General features: G+C 41.8%; 15 protein-coding genes and 3 pseudogenes. 12 read left to right on the top strand and 6 right to left on the bottom strand.

Going from position 1 to position 19,951, the window contains the following annotated elements:
- Window positions 1-76: 76 nt before the first annotated feature.
- Both NYE74_RS01490 and NYE74_RS01485 read right to left on the bottom strand, forming a co-directional pair.
- Window positions 77-613, bottom strand: a complete 537-nt coding sequence (locus NYE74_RS01490; protein ID WP_155619720.1) for a hypothetical protein — start codon at window positions 611-613, stop codon at window positions 77-79.
- Window positions 614-646: 33 nt separating this feature from the next.
- Window positions 647-1,426: a hypothetical protein gene (locus tag NYE74_RS01485; protein WP_155619721.1), complete on the bottom strand. Its 780-nt coding sequence runs from the start codon at window positions 1,424-1,426 to the stop codon at window positions 647-649.
- A 303-nt stretch (window positions 1,427-1,729) separates the two neighbouring features.
- Here NYE74_RS01485 and NYE74_RS33215 point away from each other — a divergent pair.
- A pseudogene (locus NYE74_RS33215) lies at window positions 1,730-1,817 on the top strand (carbohydrate ABC transporter permease); the annotation flags it as partial.
- 71 nt (window positions 1,818-1,888) lie between these two features.
- Here NYE74_RS33215 and NYE74_RS01475 read toward each other — a convergent pair.
- On the bottom strand, window positions 1,889-2,428 hold the full coding sequence (locus tag NYE74_RS01475; RefSeq protein WP_155619723.1) for a hypothetical protein: 540 nt from the start codon (window positions 2,426-2,428) through the stop codon (window positions 1,889-1,891).
- Between the two features lie 220 nt (window positions 2,429-2,648).
- On the opposite strand from NYE74_RS01475, the gene NYE74_RS01470 reads away from it, so the two are divergent.
- The 9 genes and pseudogenes from NYE74_RS01470 to NYE74_RS01435 all read left to right on the top strand — a co-directional run.
- A complete protein-coding gene (locus NYE74_RS01470; protein ID WP_155619724.1) occupies window positions 2,649-3,725 on the top strand; it encodes a DUF4236 domain-containing protein in 1,077 nt (358 codons plus the stop codon).
- An 86-nt stretch (window positions 3,726-3,811) separates the two neighbouring features.
- Window positions 3,812-4,123: a hypothetical protein gene (locus NYE74_RS01465; protein ID WP_155619725.1), complete on the top strand. Its 312-nt coding sequence runs from the start codon at window positions 3,812-3,814 to the stop codon at window positions 4,121-4,123.
- A gap of 375 nt (window positions 4,124-4,498) precedes the next feature.
- Complete coding sequence (locus tag NYE74_RS33210; protein WP_445323388.1) at window positions 4,499-4,597, top strand: hypothetical protein; 99 nt, start codon at window positions 4,499-4,501, stop codon at window positions 4,595-4,597.
- A 59-nt stretch (window positions 4,598-4,656) separates the two neighbouring features.
- A complete protein-coding gene (locus NYE74_RS01460; protein ID WP_341004557.1) occupies window positions 4,657-4,794 on the top strand; it encodes a hypothetical protein in 138 nt (45 codons plus the stop codon).
- Between the two features lie 126 nt (window positions 4,795-4,920).
- A pseudogene (locus tag NYE74_RS01455) lies at window positions 4,921-7,038 on the top strand (glycosyl hydrolase 115 family protein).
- Between the two features lie 218 nt (window positions 7,039-7,256).
- Complete coding sequence (locus NYE74_RS01450; protein WP_341004556.1) at window positions 7,257-7,637, top strand: type II toxin-antitoxin system RelE/ParE family toxin; 381 nt, start codon at window positions 7,257-7,259, stop codon at window positions 7,635-7,637.
- Complete coding sequence (locus NYE74_RS01445; RefSeq protein ID WP_227877173.1) at window positions 7,637-7,933, top strand: helix-turn-helix transcriptional regulator; 297 nt, start codon at window positions 7,637-7,639, stop codon at window positions 7,931-7,933. Before NYE74_RS01450 ends, NYE74_RS01445 begins: the two co-directional genes overlap by 1 nt.
- Before the next feature lie 89 nt (window positions 7,934-8,022).
- Window positions 8,023-10,446: a TOTE conflict system archaeo-eukaryotic primase domain-containing protein gene (locus NYE74_RS01440; protein WP_155619727.1), complete on the top strand. Its 2,424-nt coding sequence runs from the start codon at window positions 8,023-8,025 to the stop codon at window positions 10,444-10,446.
- 155 nt (window positions 10,447-10,601) lie between these two features.
- Window positions 10,602-11,093 (top strand): annotated as a pseudogene (locus NYE74_RS01435) (YitT family protein); the annotation flags it as partial.
- Window positions 11,094-11,319: 226 nt separating this feature from the next.
- Here NYE74_RS01435 and NYE74_RS01430 read toward each other — a convergent pair.
- The 3 genes from NYE74_RS01430 to NYE74_RS01420 form a co-directional block, all read right to left on the bottom strand.
- On the bottom strand, window positions 11,320-12,528 hold the full coding sequence (locus NYE74_RS01430) for an FRG domain-containing protein (RefSeq protein ID WP_036626940.1): 1,209 nt from the start codon (window positions 12,526-12,528) through the stop codon (window positions 11,320-11,322).
- 297 nt (window positions 12,529-12,825) lie between these two features.
- Window positions 12,826-13,359, bottom strand: coding sequence for a tudor domain-containing protein (locus tag NYE74_RS01425; protein WP_124333720.1), 534 nt, complete (start codon window positions 13,357-13,359; stop codon window positions 12,826-12,828).
- 29 nt (window positions 13,360-13,388) lie between these two features.
- The gene (locus NYE74_RS01420; RefSeq protein WP_036626938.1) at window positions 13,389-14,318 is read right to left on the bottom strand and encodes a hypothetical protein; all 930 of its coding nucleotides are present in this window, start codon (window positions 14,316-14,318) and stop codon (window positions 13,389-13,391) included.
- Between the two features lie 244 nt (window positions 14,319-14,562).
- Between NYE74_RS01420 and NYE74_RS01415 the strand changes: the two genes are divergently transcribed.
- Together NYE74_RS01415 and NYE74_RS01410 are read left to right on the top strand one after the other, a co-directional pair.
- A complete protein-coding gene (locus tag NYE74_RS01415; protein WP_036626936.1) occupies window positions 14,563-16,782 on the top strand; it encodes an MrcB family domain-containing protein in 2,220 nt (739 codons plus the stop codon).
- A complete protein-coding gene (locus tag NYE74_RS01410) occupies window positions 16,754-19,186 on the top strand; it encodes a DUF2357 domain-containing protein (protein ID WP_240752287.1) in 2,433 nt (810 codons plus the stop codon). Before NYE74_RS01415 ends, NYE74_RS01410 begins: the two co-directional genes overlap by 29 nt.
- The last annotated feature ends 765 nt before the right edge of the window (window positions 19,187-19,951 follow it).

Raw genomic sequence — 19,951 nt, 5'->3', positions numbered from 1 at the left:
ATGGTTGTCATCCCGAATGAGTAAATGGCTTGCTGCTTAGAGGTCTGCTCGGCATTTGCCGGTCCAAGACCGTATATCATTTGATGACAAGGTCTTGGACCAACACGATACCGGCCACTTTGTCGTCCTTTATGGAAAACTGGAGCATATATTTGTTGTCCGTTGATTTTTGGATTAAAATTCCTTCATCTAATGGCGAGGCTTCAATAGCGGGGTAGGCTTTTTTCACTTCGTCCACCGTGCTGCCTATTCCAATGTTTCTGGGTGTGACCCCCGTGAAGGGACTTGACGCGTGAATCCCCCAGACATCTCCTCCTCCATCGATCTCGACGCCTTTATCTTTATAGATCCATTCGGGATCTCCGATGCCATGCGCTATCGTCTCTTTGGAAGGCTCCCCCAACAATTCCCGGACCTCGTCCATTGTCTGTCCAATGGCCAATTGGCCAAGCTTCATATCTTGCTCGGTCAATTCGTTTCCCGGTGCTTCGCTTTGGGGATTGTTCGCCGCGCTTCCAGTCGTTTCCTGACCGGCAGGGTTTGGATTGGAACACGCCGCCAACAGGACCAGGCAAAAAGCAAAAGACAAACCAATAAGCGATATCCGACGCATTATAGCATTTCTCCTTTCAAAAGCGATCCGATACTATTCTTCATAAGTTTCAAATTTCATTTTATCTACAATAAACTCGTTCTTCACATTATCGAATTTATATGTGATTTGAAAGTTGCATACGTACATAGGGACTCCGGTCGCCACAATACCCCCAGGAATTCTCAAAAATATTTTTTGATTCTCTAATGAATACGTTACTACACCACCGAAAAAAAGGTGATTTTGAACTTCCATATCTGGATCTGGTAAAGCATGAGTGAATTCATAATCTTCTTCGTTTGCTTTAACTTTAATCGTTACATTTCCTTCATCATTTTTAGTAATATGCGATTCAATGTAATCAGCAACGATTTCTTCGTCATTTGGAACTTTTATTTCTGATAAATTCTCACTGTTCAGCACATGTATTTCATCAATACTTGTCTCAGTGCCTCTTCCTAAATTCGTAATTATGACTGCTTCCGGTTTACTATCACCCGTTACATCAGTATAAAAAACTCGTGGTTCTTCAGCAATATCCCAGTTAAACTCTTTCTTCACACCATTGACTTCCACAGACACAATTTCTGTCGTACCGTATTTATTGACCTTAATAGGCGATATTTTAACCTCATTATTCTCGGAAGACCAGTTTTTATTTTCCTGCCCTGACTCGGTAGTATCCTGAGTGGTCTCTTGTTTGGGCTGCGTTGTTACCTGATTACTTGGAGACTCACTCAGCCCTTGCTTAGCATTTCCACTGTGATCCAAACTACATCCTGAAAGCAAAACAACACTTAATAACATCATTACACCAATTTCTTTTTTCAATTCTTTGGACTCCTTTCACCTTGCCTAACAGAAATTATATCTGAGAAACTAAGAAGAATATTCACATAGTGATAACAAAATTCGACAAAGAAGTTAAAATAATGTTAACTCGATTCAGCAAGTCGTGCCCAGCAAAAAGGGCGCATATTATTAAGCCTTCCGCAAAACGGAAAGCGGCGGCTCATCCGAACCGCCGTTTGGCTATTTTCGCTCAATTTGCGTATAACAATTCAGACGTAGGGGGGGCAAATTTTTTTATAAAAAAGACTGCATTTCATCGACATGTTGACTTCCTTGACCATCCCTTGGTTTTTCGGCAGCGCCTTTTTTATCTTTTTGATGGTGCAGTTTTCCGCGGTCTGCCCCTGATCTGGATGAAGCCGCCGCAATCGGGGACTATAGGAAAAACAAAACCGCCTATTCGCGGCAGATTGGGGGAAAAGGGATAAACCAGTTGAGAACTTACTCAAATATCAATTCTTTTTTCTCATTGTATATTTGAATAGATGATCTTCCGTCCGATGCCTCATCATAGTCACCAGAAACGATATAGTTCCTTCTTGAGCCATCCATGTTGAATCGATGCCATTTTGTTTGATTAAATGTTGCATAAATGTAGCGGCCTTCTTTGAGAAGGTGATCGTCATTGATTTGAATCATGAGATAAGGATATCCCGTTCGAATTCCAAAAACTTGGACAGGTTTGCTATTATCCTCGTTAAGCATTAAGTCCATACTGTACTCTAGCTTTTTATTAATTACTCTTACGATACAAGCCCCTATTTTGTAACCCCTCTTGTAAAAAACATAAGCAAAGGGCTGATCAAGGCCGTTATTTATTTTTACATCAAGTATTTCAATATGCTCCTTTTCCTGTAGTTGTTCAATATGGAGGTCAGAGATCTGACTATAAGATTCCCTTTGCGATAGGTAAATGAGAGTAGAAAGTGATAGGAGAAGGAGCAATACGAATCCTCTAAGATACCAATTATATTTAACCATTTCAGTAAATCATCCTCGTATTTATTATTAACGCCCCCCCAATATATTCCAATTATACGCTTGTGTAGAGTGTTGTTAAAGGAGGGATTAATGAACTAAGAACGAGAGACTACTAAAAAGAGAAAACCATAGGAGGAACATGTTGGATAGTGTAGAAATAAGTAGGACATAGTGACTATTTTTTTTGAATTCAAATTTACTACATGGAGGGGGGATAAATATGGGTTTTTATTTTAGAAAGTCCATATCATTTGGAGGGTTGAGGATCAATTTTTCCAAGTCAGGGATTGGAGCTTCCGTTGGAACTAAAGGCTTTCGTTTTGGTATAAGTCCCCGCGGCAATTATGTTCGCATTGGTGCAAACGGGCTTTATTATAAAACCATGATCGGAAAAAGAAGAAATGCGAATAATACGGTACTTCATGAACAGAATATGCAGACTAGTCAACCTCCCGATGTTGTTATGCATGAAATTGAAAGTAACGATGCGTTAGATATTTTCGATTCAAATTCGCAAGAACTGCTATATGAAATAAACAAAAAATATAAATTATTCCCTTTATGGACAATAGGAGTTGCAATAACAGTTTTATTAAGTTCAACTTCATTTATGATTATAGGCTTGCTGTCTATTGCTGCATTGTATCTGTTAGATAAATATAGAAAGACGACAATTATTGTGTATGACATTGATGAAGCTGCAGAATCAAAAATTCAAGCATTTTATAATACTTTCAATGAGATAATCAGTGCCAAGCGAAAATGGCATGTTTCGGCCTCGGGGCACGTTCGGGATCGGAAATATCATGCCGGTGCATCGACGCTGATTCATCGAAGTCATATTTCAATCAACTATTCGCTTCCCAAATACATAAAGACCAACGTTAAGGTTCCCTGTATACCGGTTGGAAAACAAAAACTGTACTTTTTTCCCGATAAAATCCTAGTCGTACAGCGGAGAAAGGTTGGAGCAGTTAGTTACGGAAGCCTGATATTGGAATGTTCCAATACCCGATTTATTGAAGATGGCATAGTCCCCAGAGACACAACCATCGTTGATAAAACCTGGAGATATGTGAATAAAAGTGGTGGGCCGGATCGAAGATTTAAGAACAATAAGCAACTGCCTGTAGTCCTTTATTCAAAACTACATTTTCGGAGTGATACGGGGCTTAATGAATTAATTCAAGTTTCACGCCCCGATGTGGGGAACGGTTTAAAAGAATATTTGAATCATTCGGATTTCTTTTATGCGAAAGAGAGAGACGGGATTGAGGAGCAATCGGTTGTTTTATGAAGATATATGGGCCAATATATCGGCTCTATATACTTCATAATGCTAATATAATCAAGTAAGTTCTAAATCAAGGGAGTCATCCGGAAATGTCCAGGGTAGAGAAATTTAAGAAAAAGAGTTTATTCAAATACATCTTCAAAGCAGCGAAAGAAAATAATAATGAGTCAAAGGAAGAGGCATTACCCTCTGAGGAGAAATTAAATTATAGATATTCTATTATTAAGGCTGCGCCGCTTACGACGCCGCTCGACGCGCCGGAACCGTCGGGTCATGCCGAAATCGTAAATGTGTTTACGGATATTACGAAACTGGTGCTGTACGACAGAACAACGGCTGAAGAAGCAGCCGCTTCGTTCCGAACGAAAGCGAGTGAGATTTTGGCCCGCAGCTCCCAATAACGTCCCCAATCATGGGGAAAAAGCGAATACGAGTTCCCGAAGATTTCGCTATTGTCCTTGAAAGAGCTGGCCACGGACCAAATCAAAGGGTAAATCATCAGGATACCCAGGATGGTCATTATAAAGTGAAATGATAGCATACCAGCGTTTTGCGGCCCTACTCATGGTCTTCCCCCCTTTGATTCGTAATGAACCCAAGTGGATCCGCTGGGTGCGTCTTTCCAAAATCACGCTGCCAATGCTTACGCCCGTTGTCCTGTTTAATCTGATCCTGCAAGTCATAAACGGCTTTCGGGCCTTTACGGAAAACTTCATCATAAACAAGGCGGACCCCTGGATCTGGATGAAGCCGCCGATATCGACGGTTACGGCAAAATGGGGATTTTTTTCCGCATTGTGTTGCCGCTCGTCACGCCGGCCATTATTACTTCGACGATTTTCTCGTTTTACTGGATCTGGCAGGATTTCTTTTAGCCTTCAATTTTTATCAGTTCGACTCGCATGTTTACGGTTCGCTGGCATTAAATTTATACTTGGACCCCAATTCATTCAGCAATTACGGCGGATTGTTCGCCATGTCCGTTATTTCCCTGATTCCGGTCGTGGCCGTCTTCCTCGTCTTTCAACGATACCTGGTTGAGGGCGTGGCGACGACCGGTTTGAAAGGATAGGCGGATCTGATTTGCATATGCAAAAGCGTACAAAGATTCGGCTGACATTCTATATAAGTTGAAACCCGGCTGCCCCTATCCCGCTTAATCAATAGTTCAACTTAAATAGGCAGAGGAGGAGGTAACATGCATTATATTGACGGAAATACGGTTTATCTTGAGCCGGAAACGGTATCCAGTCCGGTTCGTTACGCTTTGGAGATGATCTACCGCGATCATGAAAAAGTATTCGGGCTTAAGCCTTCGTCCGAACGGGCGGATAACTCGCGGCAGTCGAGCTTGCACCACGGCGAAACGGACGGTCGAATCGCTTGCATCTGCGTTCGATACGCGGCAAACGAGGTGGAGTGCCCGGACCGGCCGGAGGCTTATGCGGTCATGCTGGGACAAGACCGGTTCCTGCATATCGTGGGCCGGGACGACCTGGGATTAGTGTACGGCCTGCTTCATTACAGCCGGGTTTTCCTGGGGGTGGATCCGCTCTGGTTCTGGGCGGAACTTTCGCCAGCCAAAAGGGATCGGATCGAAATCGCCGATGTCCCGTATGTTTCTGTCCCCTCGGCAGTGGCTTATCGCGGCTGGTTTGTAAACGATGAGGTCTGCCTGATTGGATGGAAAACGGAATATCCGCCTACGGCGGAAGTGTGGCAGCCGGTATTCGAAGCGCTGCTGAGGCTGGGGGGAAATATGGTGGTCCCCGGTACGGACCTGCCGCGAAACGGTATCCATCATCGTTTGGCCCTGGATATGGGGCTGTATGTTACGCATCATCATGCCGAACCGCTGGGGGCGGAAATGTTTCTGCGGGCTTTTCCGGGCAAGACGGCCAGCTATAAAGAACATCCGGCGCTGTTCGAACGGTTGTGGATGGAGGCCATTGAGCGACAGAAGGGCGAGCGGGTCGTCTGGGTGCTGAGCTTTCGCGGGCAGGGCGACCGGCCTTTCTGGGAGAACGATCCCGAATTCGATACGCCCGCCAAACGCGGCGAGCTCATTTCTGCGGTGATTGAGAAACAGTACAACATGGTTAAGGCCAGGGTGGAGCAGCCCGTTTGCTGCATGGCCCTGTATGGGGAATTGGCCGAGCTGTACAAAGAAGGGTATATCCGTCTGCCGGAAGAGATCATTTAGATCTGGGCCGATAATGGTTACGGGAAAATGGTTTCGCGCCGGCAAGGCAACTTGAATTTGCGGATTCCGGCACTTCCGGGTCCCCGTGAGGGCGGAAAGCACGGGCTTTATTATCATGTTACGTTTCATGATTTGCAGGCCTCCAACCATCTCACGATGTTTCCTTCGCCTGTAGAGCTCATCAAGCAGAAGCTGACCAAGGCATTCAAGGCGGGAGCAAAGGATTATCTGCTGGTTAACAGCGGCAATATCCTGCCCCATCTCAACGCGCTTGATTTCACGGCGGAGATGTGGCGGAACGAGGATGCGGATGCGCAGCGGCATTTGACTGGGTTTATCAAGCGGATGTACGGCGAAGAACGACCGGACATCATAAGGTTGTACGAAGATTATGCCGCCTGCACCATTCCCTACGGCGCCCATGAGGACGAAAGAGCTGGGGAGGAATTCTATCATCATCCCACAAGACAGATGATCGGGCATTGGCTGCAGGGACAAACCTGCACCCATGAACGGCTGATTTGGGCTACGGGAGATGTAAGCTTCGCAGATCAGGTTCGCTGGTTTCGAAGCCGCGCAGAACAGGCCATCCCGGGCTGGGAAGCGCTGCAGCAGCGGGGACGCGCGGTGGCGCAAAGACTGTCGGATGAGAATAGCCGCAGACTATATATCCAAATGCTGGTGCAAATCGAGCTTCACCTGACAGGCTGCCGCGGGCTGGCTTCCATCTGCAATGCATACGCGGACTATTGCTCCTGGGCTTATCCGCAGGCGTTCGTCCATGCCGCGCGTGCGGTACGGCATTATAGCCGGGGGCTGGAAGCCTTGCGCGCAGCCGAGTCCGGACAATGGGAACACTTCTACCGCGCCGACTGGCTGACCAATATCAGCAACACCATTTATCATACCTCCACGCTGCGCTCGTTCCTTCGGATGCATGGGGATAGCCCGGATCTGTTTCTTTGGTACAAAGAGTACCTAATGCCAGAAACGGAGAAACATATTTATCTGGAAAATACGCACCGCAACCCGCTACCTGATGACAGGCTTGCCGAATTGTTGGAGGAGAGACTGATTGAGCTGGGGGTATTGGATTCGGGGCGGTTGGTGTAGCTTCTTGGGCGATGTGAATGGAGGTTCAGCATTATTGAGGGAAACTCAAAAAATCGGTTGTACATAAAGATTCGAAACTTGGTTATTCTTCTTGATGATCGACTAAAGCCTGCTGATGAAGCGGGCTTTTTCATTGTTGGATTTTTCACAACACTGGAGATATATAATTTATGATCTATATGTTATAATAAGGGGGGTAAGAGAGTATACTTATAAACATGGAGGCAGCTTTGTATAATATATTATTTTACGAGGACGAGAATGGTAATAAGCCAGTTGAGGACTTCATTGATGAGCTTGATGCTGCCGCGCTCAATAATAAGAATGCAAGAGTTCAATTGGAACAGATAATCTACTGTTTGAATCGATTAGAAGAGAGCGGAACACGAGCTGGTGAGAGGTTTACTAAGAGGATTTCAGGGGATATATGGGAGCTACGCCCAGGTCATAATCGTATTCTCTTTTTTGGATGGAAGGGAAATCATTTGGTTCTTCTACACTACTTCACTAAAACAACGCAAAAGACACCTCCAAAGGAAATTGCGGTTGCTAAAAGACGAATGGACAGTTGGCTATTGAGAAAAGGGAGGAGCGATTGATGATGAAAAACTGGAGTGAAAAAAAGAAGGAGTTACAGTCTATAGATCCAATACGGATGAATGAGCTTGAAGCGGTTGCACAACTCGTGAATGCTATTCATCAAAGACGAATTGAACTCGGATGGACACAAAAGGAACTGGCCGATAAAGTAGGGCTCCATCAGGAGTCTATTGCTCGTATTGAAAATGGCGGATCTATTCCCCGCTTAGATACCGTATTTAAATTAGCCATGGCTCTGGGGATGAAGCTAAGCTTGCATGGAGCGGAGGAGGCCGCAACTGTAAGTATAGGCTAATAGGTAATGTTTTTCATACGTTCAACTCAATATCTTAACAAGCAGCCCGGAACAGTCTGGGCTTTTCGCTTTTATTTTCCGGAGGAGATATGAACAGTATTGAACATAAGCTTCAGCTGGCCTTGTTGGAAATTGAACGATTAAAACAAGAAAACGAAAACCTGAGAAAAGAATTATCCAAGTACCAGACGACCTCGTCAATTGCTGAAACTGTGGATGATGGAACTAAGGATGCCGTGCTCGATGACAACACGATTAACTCGGTTCACAATTATTCATCACCGTCTGAGAAGATCGGACTGTTTCGCAGTTTATTTAAAGGACGGGAAGATGTTTACCCTATACGCTGGGAAAACAAAGCGGGGAGATCGGGGTATTCTCCTGCTTGCGGAAACGAGTGGACAGCGGTTTGCAAGAAGCCGCAGGTGAAATGCTCGGAATGTCAGCATCAAGATTTTTTGCCTGTGACCGACGAAGTGGTTAGTCAACATTTAGATTCGAGAGTTAATCGAACCATTGGGGTCTACCCCATGCTCCTAGACGAGACATGTTGGTTTCTGGCCATGGATTTCGATAAGCAAAAATGGCAGGAAGATGCTCTGGCTGTTATGGTGGTGTGCAGGGAACATGGCATCCCCGCGGCTTTAGAACGTTCTCGTTCGGGAGAGGGAGGGCATATTTGGATCTTTTTTGAAGAAAATATAGACGCCAGTCTGGCCAGAAAGCTTGGATGTGCTATTCTAACGTTAACTATGGGCCGGAGATATGAGGTAGGCTTAGATTCCTATGACCGTCTTTTTCCAAACCAGGACACCCTTCCAAGAGGAGGATTTGGGAATTTAATTGCGCTTCCCTTACAGGGGGCTCCTAGAAAGAAGGGTAATAGCGTTTTTGTCGATGATCATTTTCGGCCTTATGAGGATCAATGGAAGTTCTTGGCTCAACTAAAGAAAATGGATCGGCAACAAGTTATGGATTTCGTCCAAACGGCTGCACGCAATGGAACTATTCTAAACGTTGGATACGTGGACACGGATGCGAAAGAAGAGAATCCTTGGGAACAGCGGCAAAGCTTCCAGGCCGATGAACGGATTAATGGGCCTTTGCCTGCAACTGTTAAGGTTGTTTTATCCGATATGATCTATATCGAGAAAAATGGCCTGCCGCCAGCCATGGTCAACAGAATCTTTCGCTTGGCCACTTTTCAAAATCCCGACTTTTACAAGACCCAGGCGATGAGGCTGTCTACTTTTGGTAAGCCGCGTGTGATTAGCTGTGCGGAGGATTTTCCAAAACACGTTGCGCTTCCGAGAGGGTGTATGCAGGAAGTTCTGGAGCTTCTGCGTCAACACTCCATTGAACCGATGATCACGGATGAGCGAGTTGCGGGAAGCTCTACTGATTTCGAATTCAATGGAACCCTGACGATGCTGCAAGATGCGGCAGCAAGATCGATTTTGGCTCATGAAACAGGAATTCTTTCAGCGACAACGGCTTTTGGCAAAACCGTCGTGGCTGCGTCGATCATAGCCAGGAGAAAAATAAACACTTTGGTGCTTGTTCATCGTCGTGAATTAATGGACCAATGGAAAGAACGGCTAAGCACTTTTTTGAATATCGATCCCAAACAGATTGGCATGGTTGGCGGCGGTAAAGAAAAGCGGGCCGGCCTGATTGATATTGCGGTTATTCAAAGCTTGAATAAAAAGGGAATAGTTAAAGAATATATCAGCGAATACGGGCAAATTATCGTTGACGAGTGCCACCATGTATCGGCTTTTAGCTTCGAGCAGGTGCTAAAAAGGGCGAAAGCAAAGTATGTATTCGGGTTGACTGCAACACCCATTCGACAAGATGGACATCATCCCATTGTTACTATGCAATGTGGTCCGGTTCGTTTTCGGGTAGATGCAAAGTCACAGGCAGCCTCCCGCGGAATGGAACATAAAGTCATCCCTAGATACACAACTTTCCGGTTAACAGAACAGCTATCAAATCCCGGCATACAGGATATCTATCAGATGCTGGTCACTGACGAAGCGAGGAACGAAATGATCTTTGACGATCTGCTGAAATGTCTAGACGAAGGCAGATCACCAATTCTGCTAACTGAACGTACGAGCCATGTAGAATATTTTCAAGATCGGCTTGAGAAGTTCGCCAAGAATGTCATTGTACTGCGCGGAGGAATGGGGAAGAAGCAGCGTGAGGCTCTGCGGCAGAAAATCGCCAGTGTGCAAGATCATGAAGAACGGGTGCTGATCGCGACAGGAAAACTCATTGGCGAAGGATTTGATGATGCACGGCTGGACACCTTATTTTTAGTGCACCCCATTTCATGGAAGGGAACGCTACAGCAATACGCAGGCCGCCTTCATCGCTCACACTCAAATAAAACGGAAGTCCGGATATACGATTATGTAGATCTGCAGGTTCCGATTTTAATGAGTATGTTCAAAAAAAGAGTTAAGGGGTACAAGGCGATGGGGTATACGGGGGTTGAGCTTCTTTAGGTGATCTGCAAGGTTAGCGGCAATAGAACGAGCGGCGTGTAGGAATTCCCTCTAGCATCGCTCGTTTTTGATTTGGTCGATGATCCTTGCACAAAGCCCTTTTTCAAGTGAATTGGATAGCGAATTAAAGTGTAAAGGTCATACTGACTTTATAGTTGGGAATCGGCCTGATCGTACGGGCCGGGGGAACGACGGTAGGAACCGTGATTTTAGCCCGGATCGCCAATAAATATCTCGATTGGAATATTAGCTATGCGATGTTGTTTTTCGATCTGATCGTGGCCTTTTCCTCCTATTTTATTATCGTTGCGGAAAAGCTGATGCTGACCATCGTCATTTTGTATGTGGGGACGAAGGTGATGGACTTCATGATTGAGGGGCTGAATCCCAAAAAGGCCGTTACGATTATCTCGGAGAAGCAAAACGACATCGCCGAAATGGTCATTACCCAAATGGACCGTGGCATCACGGTGCTGTCGGGCCATGTCTACTATACAAAAAATCTGAAGGAAGTCCTGTACATCGTCATCAGCAAGCAAGAGGTATCCACACTTAAAAAGATTGTCAAATCCATCGACAAATACGTTTCTCACCATCCACGACGTGCGGGATGTGTTTGGCGAGGGTTTTTGGATATTTCGAAGTGAAAGGATCGGCTTGCTGTTTTCCAACCGCTACAGTTAACAAACCACAACCGAATAAGGTTGTCTTGGTTAGCGCCATAACGAATTTCGCCAATTTGTTTATCGCTTTATTTAAACCATCGTCACTTGCTTTTACCATCAAAGTCATTGATATTATAGAGGTCGTCAAGATGGAAACCGCTCCACATATCGTTACTTGGAGATGTTGTATCATTTATTTTAATTATTCTCATGAGTGATGGCTTCTACTTTCTTGTCTTTTCAGTAGAAGCAAGTCATTGTTAAACTTAATTGATTTTGCTATATTATCAAAATCACCATAAATACTTTCTAGGTTTACACCTAAGAAATTTAGCTCCTTCAGTATATTGTCATAATTTTCAACCTTAATGGTGATATCTGGAATAATGGACTGGTAATTCAAAATACCATATTTATATACATCTTCTACATCATACAAATAGGGTTGGTAAATAAACAGTCCCTTTTGGCTTGCTATCCTATCGAACAACTCTGGGGGTTGATAGGTAAAATATATATCCAGTCTTATATCGATCCTCTCTTTTATATTAATAAAGATTTGTAAGAGATTTATCAATAATGCCGTGTATATTTTTGCACCTATAGATTCATTGCAATGGTAACCATATTCCCAATCTTCTAAGTAATAATAATCATTGTGAGTGATAGTTTCATCTTCAATCTCATTTAATACATAAATATATAGTTCATTTAGGGCTTTTGTTGCATCATTTTTAATTTTATCTTTAAAATCAAGAAGACTATAGCATTCTCCCGAGATTTCCTCCGAATCAAGTTCATCATCTTCATCTGTATCTAAGCTAGAGTCACCATAAATATCTAAACGATTATTTTCATAGCAATCGATAAGATTGTTGATCCAATGTATAGATTTTCCTTTGTTCTCAAGAAATAATTGTTCAATTTTCATAAGTATTTCTTTTTGGACATCTACATTCTCCACAAGAACTTCAATAAAATTCTGATTGTTATATTTTACAAGTAAATCTGTAATATCAATCAACCTATTTTTATCAATTAAATATATTTCAGCATAAGCATCTGTTTCATTTTTATCAGGTTGTTTTTTTCCGTTACATGCAAAAAATAAAGCGACTAACGGTGATCTTGTGAAATCAACTACATTAGTAGGCAATCCATGATGTTGGCAAAAAGCTAAAAAATGCTGTCGTTCGTCTAAAGAAAGTTTTCTTATCACTTTGTTGTAATACTCTTTCTTCATACCCTCAATATCATAAAAAGTGTCTGTAAACCACCCTCCTTTATACGGTCTAAAACCGCTTGCTTGTATGCCTCCATAAGCTTCATTTTGCCCACGGAATATAAAATGATAATAGTCATTTTCTCTAATGAGTTCTAAGTATTGTGAAACAGTAGATATTGTGTGTTCTTCCATGGTTTCGAGCCTCTCTACAAAAGAATAAATTTAATAAAATTATATCGTAATAATGGGAGTTAACAATGCCTGAGTTCCTTGATTGGGAAGATGAGAACACTTGTTACGTTTTTTCATCGTTAAAATAGTCACTATCACTATATTAGGAACCCATCGACTACAATTATACCGTTGAATGAAGCGGGCTTCTCATTTACCAAGCCGTGATCTACGTTTAGGCCAATGATGGTAACGGAAGCAGAATTACAGACTAGGTCCATGATGTTTGTAAAGCTACTTGAGATTACGGTCTGTTTGTTAGCCGTAGTCAAGAACAGAAACACTAAGTTCAATCTTTTCTTTTTTAGTTGAACCATCACTGGAAGGCCAAGAAAGGTTAATAAAGGTGAGTTTCTTGAAATTCTCAGAATTTATTTTATTAAAAATATAAAAATCCGAAGTTGGCTTTGAATGCTCTAAAGTAATCTTATCTAGGTTCGGCAGCTCGTATGCTATCTTTACGGTATTACTAGAATTTGTTTTTCTAATAACGCCGCTATACCATAATGTATTATCTCTATAAAATACGCTGACATTAACACTCCAATTCTCTGACTTACCCGAAAAAGTCATAAGTTCGTTGGGTTTTGTTATTTGTATAGAGGCATCCTTACTTACCTCAAGAAGGGTTCTCGAGGTTGTTGAGATGTATAGGTATTTGTTATCCTCAGCGACTAATTTTCCATCTACTAAGGTGTTTTTAATTCGTATGTCCTCACTTGTTGTCAAACCAATTACAGATAAGGTTGAACCGAGATAATTTCCAGTTGAAAATATAATATAGCAAAGCAATGGGACAGCTACTACAACAGACAGAGAGGCTAAGAATAATACAAAGAACCAGAATTCACTAAAGGAAAAAGTGTGCTTAGAACGATTCTGTTTCCTATTTCGTTTCTTTTTTTGTTGTTTTTTTCAATTAATTTTATTACTAGGGCGTTTAGTGATACAACTATCAATAAATATATTGTTAATGACAACTTGAGTCCAAGTTGCCTTGTCATAAATATTGGAAACAAAGATGAGATAACTATCACTAACCCTATTGCTTTATAGTGTTTAGATAAGATAGTGATAAGAAAAGAAGCTGATATTATCAATACAGCGGTCAGAACAGGGAGAAGCCAGACTAGAAGAAACTTAATAATGACCGAAAATTCAAAGGCAAAATTCGCACTGAATAGAATTATTAATAAACTGACGGTGGGAGCAAAGAAAAAATAGAGTAACCCAAAAATTAGGAATGCTTTACCTAAACCTTTTAATTTATAAATAGAAATAAAAAAGGTAACTATTCCTGAGAAAATAAATCCTGCGATATAGCACGAGGACCGATTAATAGGTACACTTCTCATTACAACATCTAGAAATGAATGATCCGTTCCACCGAAAAAATAGCCATAGAGTAATAGATACCCAATAAAGTAGAAAATGGGAATAGAACCTATTAGTCCTAATGCAGCTTTTAATAAATATACAAACATATTTCCCATCAAAAATTGCAGCCACTCTTTAAATTTTAGATTTTTAATTATTGAATATGACTTTAAATGAAGAAGAAGTTGGTTCTCTTTTAAACCGATGAACTTGGCAAGTTCATTCGTATTATTATTGTGATTTTTTAGTTCTAGTTCTAAAAAATCTTTATAAGCAATACCAAACTTACTGACGAAATTTGTTTCGAATTCCTCGGTAATTTCGCCTGCATAAATTTCAAGAAAGAGATTCTTGTTAAATGTTGAGTTTCCCACTAATATAACCCCTTAATTACAAGTATGTATAAGTAATTCCAGATAATTTTACCATCCAAAGTAATTTTTTTGTATGATAATTGGCTCCTTGTGAAGTTTAGTATCATACGTTTTAATATTTAAAAAAGGGAAAGATCATTGCAATGATAATAGATTGATAAGACCTAAGGTTAAGAAAAATCTGAATGGAAAATTCATTTATCATATAATGTAAATAAACATAATATTACCTGGGGGATCGGAAATGTCATTACCCGCTGAAGTAGCAACTATTTTTCGCATAAAACAAAAGTCATACAAAATGGTACTCGTTCTATCGATGATTGAAATTTGGGATGAAACCAACCAAAGAATTCTTTCAATAGACTATGTTGCAGAACGATTTTTGAAATACTACAGGGATAGGGAAGCAAATAGTTTACTGGTAGATAATCCACCAAAAAGCATAGCGTCCAGTTGGGAAGAAGTTAGCACAGGTCAGGCAAAAGCAATTCTAGAGACCCCAATTGATGCCCTTCGAACTATCCTTATTAAGGACAATAAGAATGTGCTAACTTTCACCGATGCCATATGGCAAGGTGGGGAGGAAGTACTTGTTGAACTTCAAAGATATGCAAATCAGGAGCTAGAGGCGTATTACGCACAACTTCAGTCGAGCCACTTTTCCCTGAAGGAATCGCTTAGTCATATATTACATACATATACAGCGGCCAAACAAGAGGCATTCGCGAATCATCCCTTAGGGAAATTGTTCAGAAAGACGATACCCGAAGAAATTCGGGCGCTGTCGTTTATCCCGAATCATATTCGCGTTCAAGGATCTGTTGGGCAAGGAAAATGGGCTACGGTTCCGTGGATTGCCTTAATGGATAAACGTGTTACCGAATCAACACAACATGGCGAATATCTGGTTTATCTTTTTGCGGAAGATATGAGTGCAGTATATTTAACTTTTAATCAAGGTGTTACTGACCCTATTCGTGATTATGGAAGAAGGCAAGGTTACGCCTATTTAAAAGATAAAGCCAATCGAATAAGAGAACAGTTGCCTTTAGCGGGGTTTAAAAAGGACGAGCATATTGAACTGACCATAAGTAGATTGGGACATGACTATCAAGTATCCACCGTTGCCTACATCCGTTACGATAGTGACAACATCCCAGAAGACGAACAGCTTGTAGCTGATTTAAAACGGCTGATGGAAAATTACCAAGAATATGTTCATAGTCAACTCCAGATGACAACTAATGAAGAGGAGCATGAAATTGAATTTGAGGAGTTGGAGTTAGTGGACACATTGTCCGTAACAGAGCGGCTATCACAGATAAGAGCGTTTATTCAGAATAGAGGGTTCTCATACCCAGACCGACTAATAGAGAACTTTTATCTTTCGATGAAGACGAAGCCTTTTGTTATCCTCGCAGGAATATCGGGTACTGGAAAAACGAAGTTGGTCGAACTATTTGCTGAAGCGGTAGGGGCCAACAAGGACAATGGACAGTATACTCTTATTTCGGTGAGACCGGATTGGAGCGATCCTTCAGATTTATTAGGGTTCAGGGATTTGTCAGGCACTTTTAGGCCTGGCCCATTAGCTGAGGTGCTTTGTGAAGCATCGAAGACGAAAAACCGATCCAAACCTTATTTCGTCTGTTTTGACGAGATGAATTTAGCTCGGGTAGAGCACTATTTTAGCGATTTGCTTAGTGTATTGGAGACTAAAAAATGGCAGAACGGGAAGATTATAACCAGTCCATTAATTCCCAAAGCTTCTCTATTCTCCACAGAGGATCAACTAAAGTATGGGGATTTATCTTTACCCGATAATGTGTACTTGATCGGTACAGTGAATATGGACGAAACAACTTACCCTTTTAGTAAAAAGGTACTTGATCGGGCTAATACGATTGAATTTAATTACATTAATTTATTGGAGCTTCCAAATGAAGTGGATTACGAACAGATGTCGCCTGTGGCGGCTCCGAATTCCTTTTTAAGAAGCGAATTTCTACAGCTGATTGATGCGATTAAAGAAAACAGGGAGTTAATTACGGACATTACGGAAAGATTGGTACAAATTAATGCTATTTTAGACGGCGCACATGCTAATGTGGGGTTTCGAATTCGTGACACCGTTTGCTTCTATATGATTTACAATAGCCGTGATCATCTAATGACTAACGATGAAGCGTTTGACCTTCAATTCCTTCAGAAAATACTACCTCGCATTCAAGGCAGCAGTGCAGCAATTAGACGGGTTCTGTTAGAGCTGTTGAAGGTGTGTTTAGATAGGCCTCTTGCCATAAACGAACTTATGGATGACTTATCCTCATTATTTACTGATTCGGAACTATTTAATGGGGCGGTCCAATCCCAAGCAAAATATCCTCAAAGTGCACGAAAGATTATGTTTATGTTACGGAGGTTAGAAGAGGATGGATTTACCTCATACTGGTTATCGTAATGAAACTGTAGAACTTCTGCGGATAGAAACGAATCTATTTAATTTATATATTCAAGGCAAGCCGTTTCATCCGACGGTAGAGGTATTACAGTTACACCGGGATGAGGATGGTTCTATGGTAGATGCCCATTTCCGTGTAGATAAATCCTCCTCAAATTTAGAGATCAGCTCTATACTAGTCTTTTCGCCGGAGGAAAACGGTTTACAGGAATGGAAACAGGGCCAAACATGTGCCCCTCTTTTCTTTGAAACACAGGCTTATGAAATCGTGGTTGAGAAAAAACAAGCAGACCCTATTCAGTTCTACCATGAGAACAGATATCTAAGGGAAGCTGTAAAGCCCCTTGGGGCTAGGATTTTATCCGGAGTTCTAAACTTCCAAAATGAGGTGGGGTTTACGGAATTAGAGCTTCGTTTAAATGGACGATCGATATTACAATTGCAGTTAGAAATTTTTCCGTCAAAAATGGATTACAAACGGGATTATGAAGCAATACTGCGCGATATTAATAAACAAATTTATAATCTGTCATTTGATTTTTTGCGCAAGACTTATCATTTGACGGGGCTACAGGATACTACGCAGCAAAGCATGACGGAATTTTTTGCGATATTAAAATATTTGTTTCAACAACTTGTTCAGGCAGTGGAGCGGATCAAAAAAGCCCCCAATATGAAAATGAATATAGTAAATCAAAAAACAACCACCAGTAGGGCAAAGCATGTTGGGAAAGGTAATTTAACATATCTTTCAAAACATCCTGAACTGTTTGTTAAAGACGCTAAGCATGGGTTCATTAATATTCAAGGCCAAAAAATGTACCCAACACACGTGTTGGAATCAAAGCGATATCTGGACTTTGATACTGGGGAGAACCGCTTTGTCCGGTGGGTTTTAATGAGGGTTGTGGGAAAATTACAGATTCTTCGTACTCGTTTAAAGGCTGCAGAGCGTACTTCGGATCCGCAACTGTTAAAAAGCTTAGATCTAATGGATGCACAATTGCAACGATTACTAAGGTACGACTTTCTTGCAGTTGGGGATATGACGAATATGTCAGTCACTCTTGTCTTACAGATGGCTCCTGGATACCGAGAGGTATATCGTTGCTATCTAATGCTTATGAAAGGGCTGTCGATTCAAGGCGATCTACTGCGCATGTCTCTAAAGGATTTAGCCCAACTTTATGAGTACTGGTGTTTCCTAAAAATCCACGATTTATTAAGTCGTAAATATGAACTAATCAAACAAGACATTATCAAAGTGAATCGTTCTGGGATTTTTGTCAAACTGGATAAAACTCAAAAATCGAAAATAGTATACCGGAATCCACGGGATGGTGAAGTATTTACACTATACTACAACTCACTACCCAGCGGAGAACGGACACCTACGGTGGGGCAGAAGCCGGATAATGTACTAACGTTGAAGAAAAACGATTCAGCTGTTGAATATAGATATATTTTTGATGCCAAATATCGCTTGAATCCCGCTTACGATGGAACTCCTTATCAAAAGACGTATACCATTCCTGGACCCGAGGAATCAGATATTAATACGATGCACAGGTATCGGGACGCAATTGTCTATGGGGAGGGAAAACAGGAATTAGAACGTAGTATGTTTGGTGCATATGTTCTTTTCCCTTATCCTAATGAAAAGCAATTCCGTGAACATAAATTCTATAAAAGTATTGAGTTAGTTAACGTTGGGGCATTTCCATTTCTCCCTAATTCCACAAGCCTTATGGAGAAGTTTCTGGATGAAATCATTATGGATAGTCCGGAGAAAGCGTATGAGAGATCTACACGTCCCCGTGGAACGAAAACTTATTATCAGAACAAATTGACCGGCAAAAACGTAATGGTAGGTGCCTTAAGACAAGCTTCACAATTGGAAGTCGCCTTAAAACATGGCTTTTATCATACTCCGTTAAAAAATATTTCCGACCATCAGTTATTAACGCAGATAGAATATGTGGCCATGTACCAATCCATTAACAATTTTGGAAGATCCGGAGAGAACGGAATCCATTGGTATGGGAAAGTTAAAGAGTGGAAAGTATTACGCCGCAAAGAAATAACTGAGCGTCCCGCGAGACCTGGGTCTGGTGAGGAGTTATATGTTAAGTTTTCAGTGGAAAAGTGGCTGCGAAAGGAACCTCCAATTGTTCCGGGCGGTAACGGAATAAGGACTCTGTTGTTTACTACTAAGTACATTTTTGACCGTGCAAGGGAAATAGCAGAACTACGGCTAGAGACGGAAGAGGACATAATTAAATGGCGTGAACAACGAAGAAGAGGAGCGGTCACGGTAAAGCTTAATCATGACCAGGTAGATTTAGCTAGCGCCGTTGTGGATATAGAATTACGGGAGGGTGAGAGGGCCACTAGATCAGATTAATTCTCGTAATAACTCGACTTTTGTAGCGTTTTATGGCGGCCGGTTGTTTGTTTTTTCATGAAATAGTTCTCTTATGTTAAAAACACTGTCGCGCCCACACGAGTATGTGGAGTGAAAGGGATCTCCGGGCCTCACTCAAGCAGCCCGGTTTGAGTCACACCCACGTAGGTGCGTGGAGTGGAAGGTCATCTACACCATTGCCGCCATTGCTACCGTCACATCGCACCCATGAAGGGTGCGGCCTGCATCAATGGCGTGTTCAATTCCTCTGCCGGCAATTTTAATCCACGCACCCATGCAGGGTGCGACATTGCCTTATGGTTTTTCATCACCCGTTTTAGAAAATTTCAATCCACGCACCCATGCAGGGTGCGACCGCGAAAATACCGCAATCAATCCATTTTAGGTATAAATGTGCAGCACTTTCGGTTTCATTCATCGTAAAAAGTCAAAGGTTTACTCTTGACTTTTTGTCATAATAAAATAATCCGTGATTATTCGACAAATTCTGAGGTGCGAAGGACCCGGGGATTTCATGTGAGCTTCACATTCGCACCTGAATTTCTGTGCCAAGCCACCCTGATTTAAAAATACTTGATTACTTTCCAGTTGCCAAGCCTTTATTTTCCTTGTAGCTATTACGATCGTCTCCCCCTCTTAGTAGTTTCATAATAAATTGATTTTTATTTTTTTGAATTATTGGTAGGACATTGTCAGTTGTTGGCGAAAGAGATAATATGCCTTTAGTCCCTGTTTTAGGGATCG

Origin of the sequence: Paenibacillus sp. FSL P4-0127 (genome assembly GCF_038007325.1) — a bacterium.
Classification (GTDB): Bacteria; Bacillota; Bacilli; order Paenibacillales; family Paenibacillaceae; genus Fontibacillus; species Fontibacillus macerans.
This window is presented reverse-complemented; position numbering and strand designations above follow the sequence as displayed.

Coding starts and splice junctions, on each gene's coding strand:
- NYE74_RS01490 (WP_155619720.1), bottom strand. CDS start 613: ATGCGTCGGATATCGCTTATTGGTTTGTCTTTTGCTTTTTGCCTGGTC.
- NYE74_RS01475 (WP_155619723.1), bottom strand. CDS start 2,428: ATGGTTAAATATAATTGGTATCTTAGAGGATTCGTATTGCTCCTTCTC.
- NYE74_RS01470 (WP_155619724.1), top strand. CDS start 2,649: ATGGGTTTTTATTTTAGAAAGTCCATATCATTTGGAGGGTTGAGGATC.
- NYE74_RS01465 (WP_155619725.1), top strand. CDS start 3,812: ATGTCCAGGGTAGAGAAATTTAAGAAAAAGAGTTTATTCAAATACATC.
- NYE74_RS33210 (WP_445323388.1), top strand. CDS start 4,499: ATGGGGATTTTTTTCCGCATTGTGTTGCCGCTCGTCACGCCGGCCATT.
- NYE74_RS01450 (WP_341004556.1), top strand. CDS start 7,257: ATGGAGGCAGCTTTGTATAATATATTATTTTACGAGGACGAGAATGGT.
- NYE74_RS01445 (WP_227877173.1), top strand. CDS start 7,637: ATGATGAAAAACTGGAGTGAAAAAAAGAAGGAGTTACAGTCTATAGAT.
- NYE74_RS01440 (WP_155619727.1), top strand. CDS start 8,023: ATGAACAGTATTGAACATAAGCTTCAGCTGGCCTTGTTGGAAATTGAA.
- NYE74_RS01430 (WP_036626940.1), bottom strand. CDS start 12,528: ATGGAAGAACACACAATATCTACTGTTTCACAATACTTAGAACTCATT.
- NYE74_RS01415 (WP_036626936.1), top strand. CDS start 14,563: ATGTCATTACCCGCTGAAGTAGCAACTATTTTTCGCATAAAACAAAAG.
- NYE74_RS01410 (WP_240752287.1), top strand. CDS start 16,754: ATGGATTTACCTCATACTGGTTATCGTAATGAAACTGTAGAACTTCTG.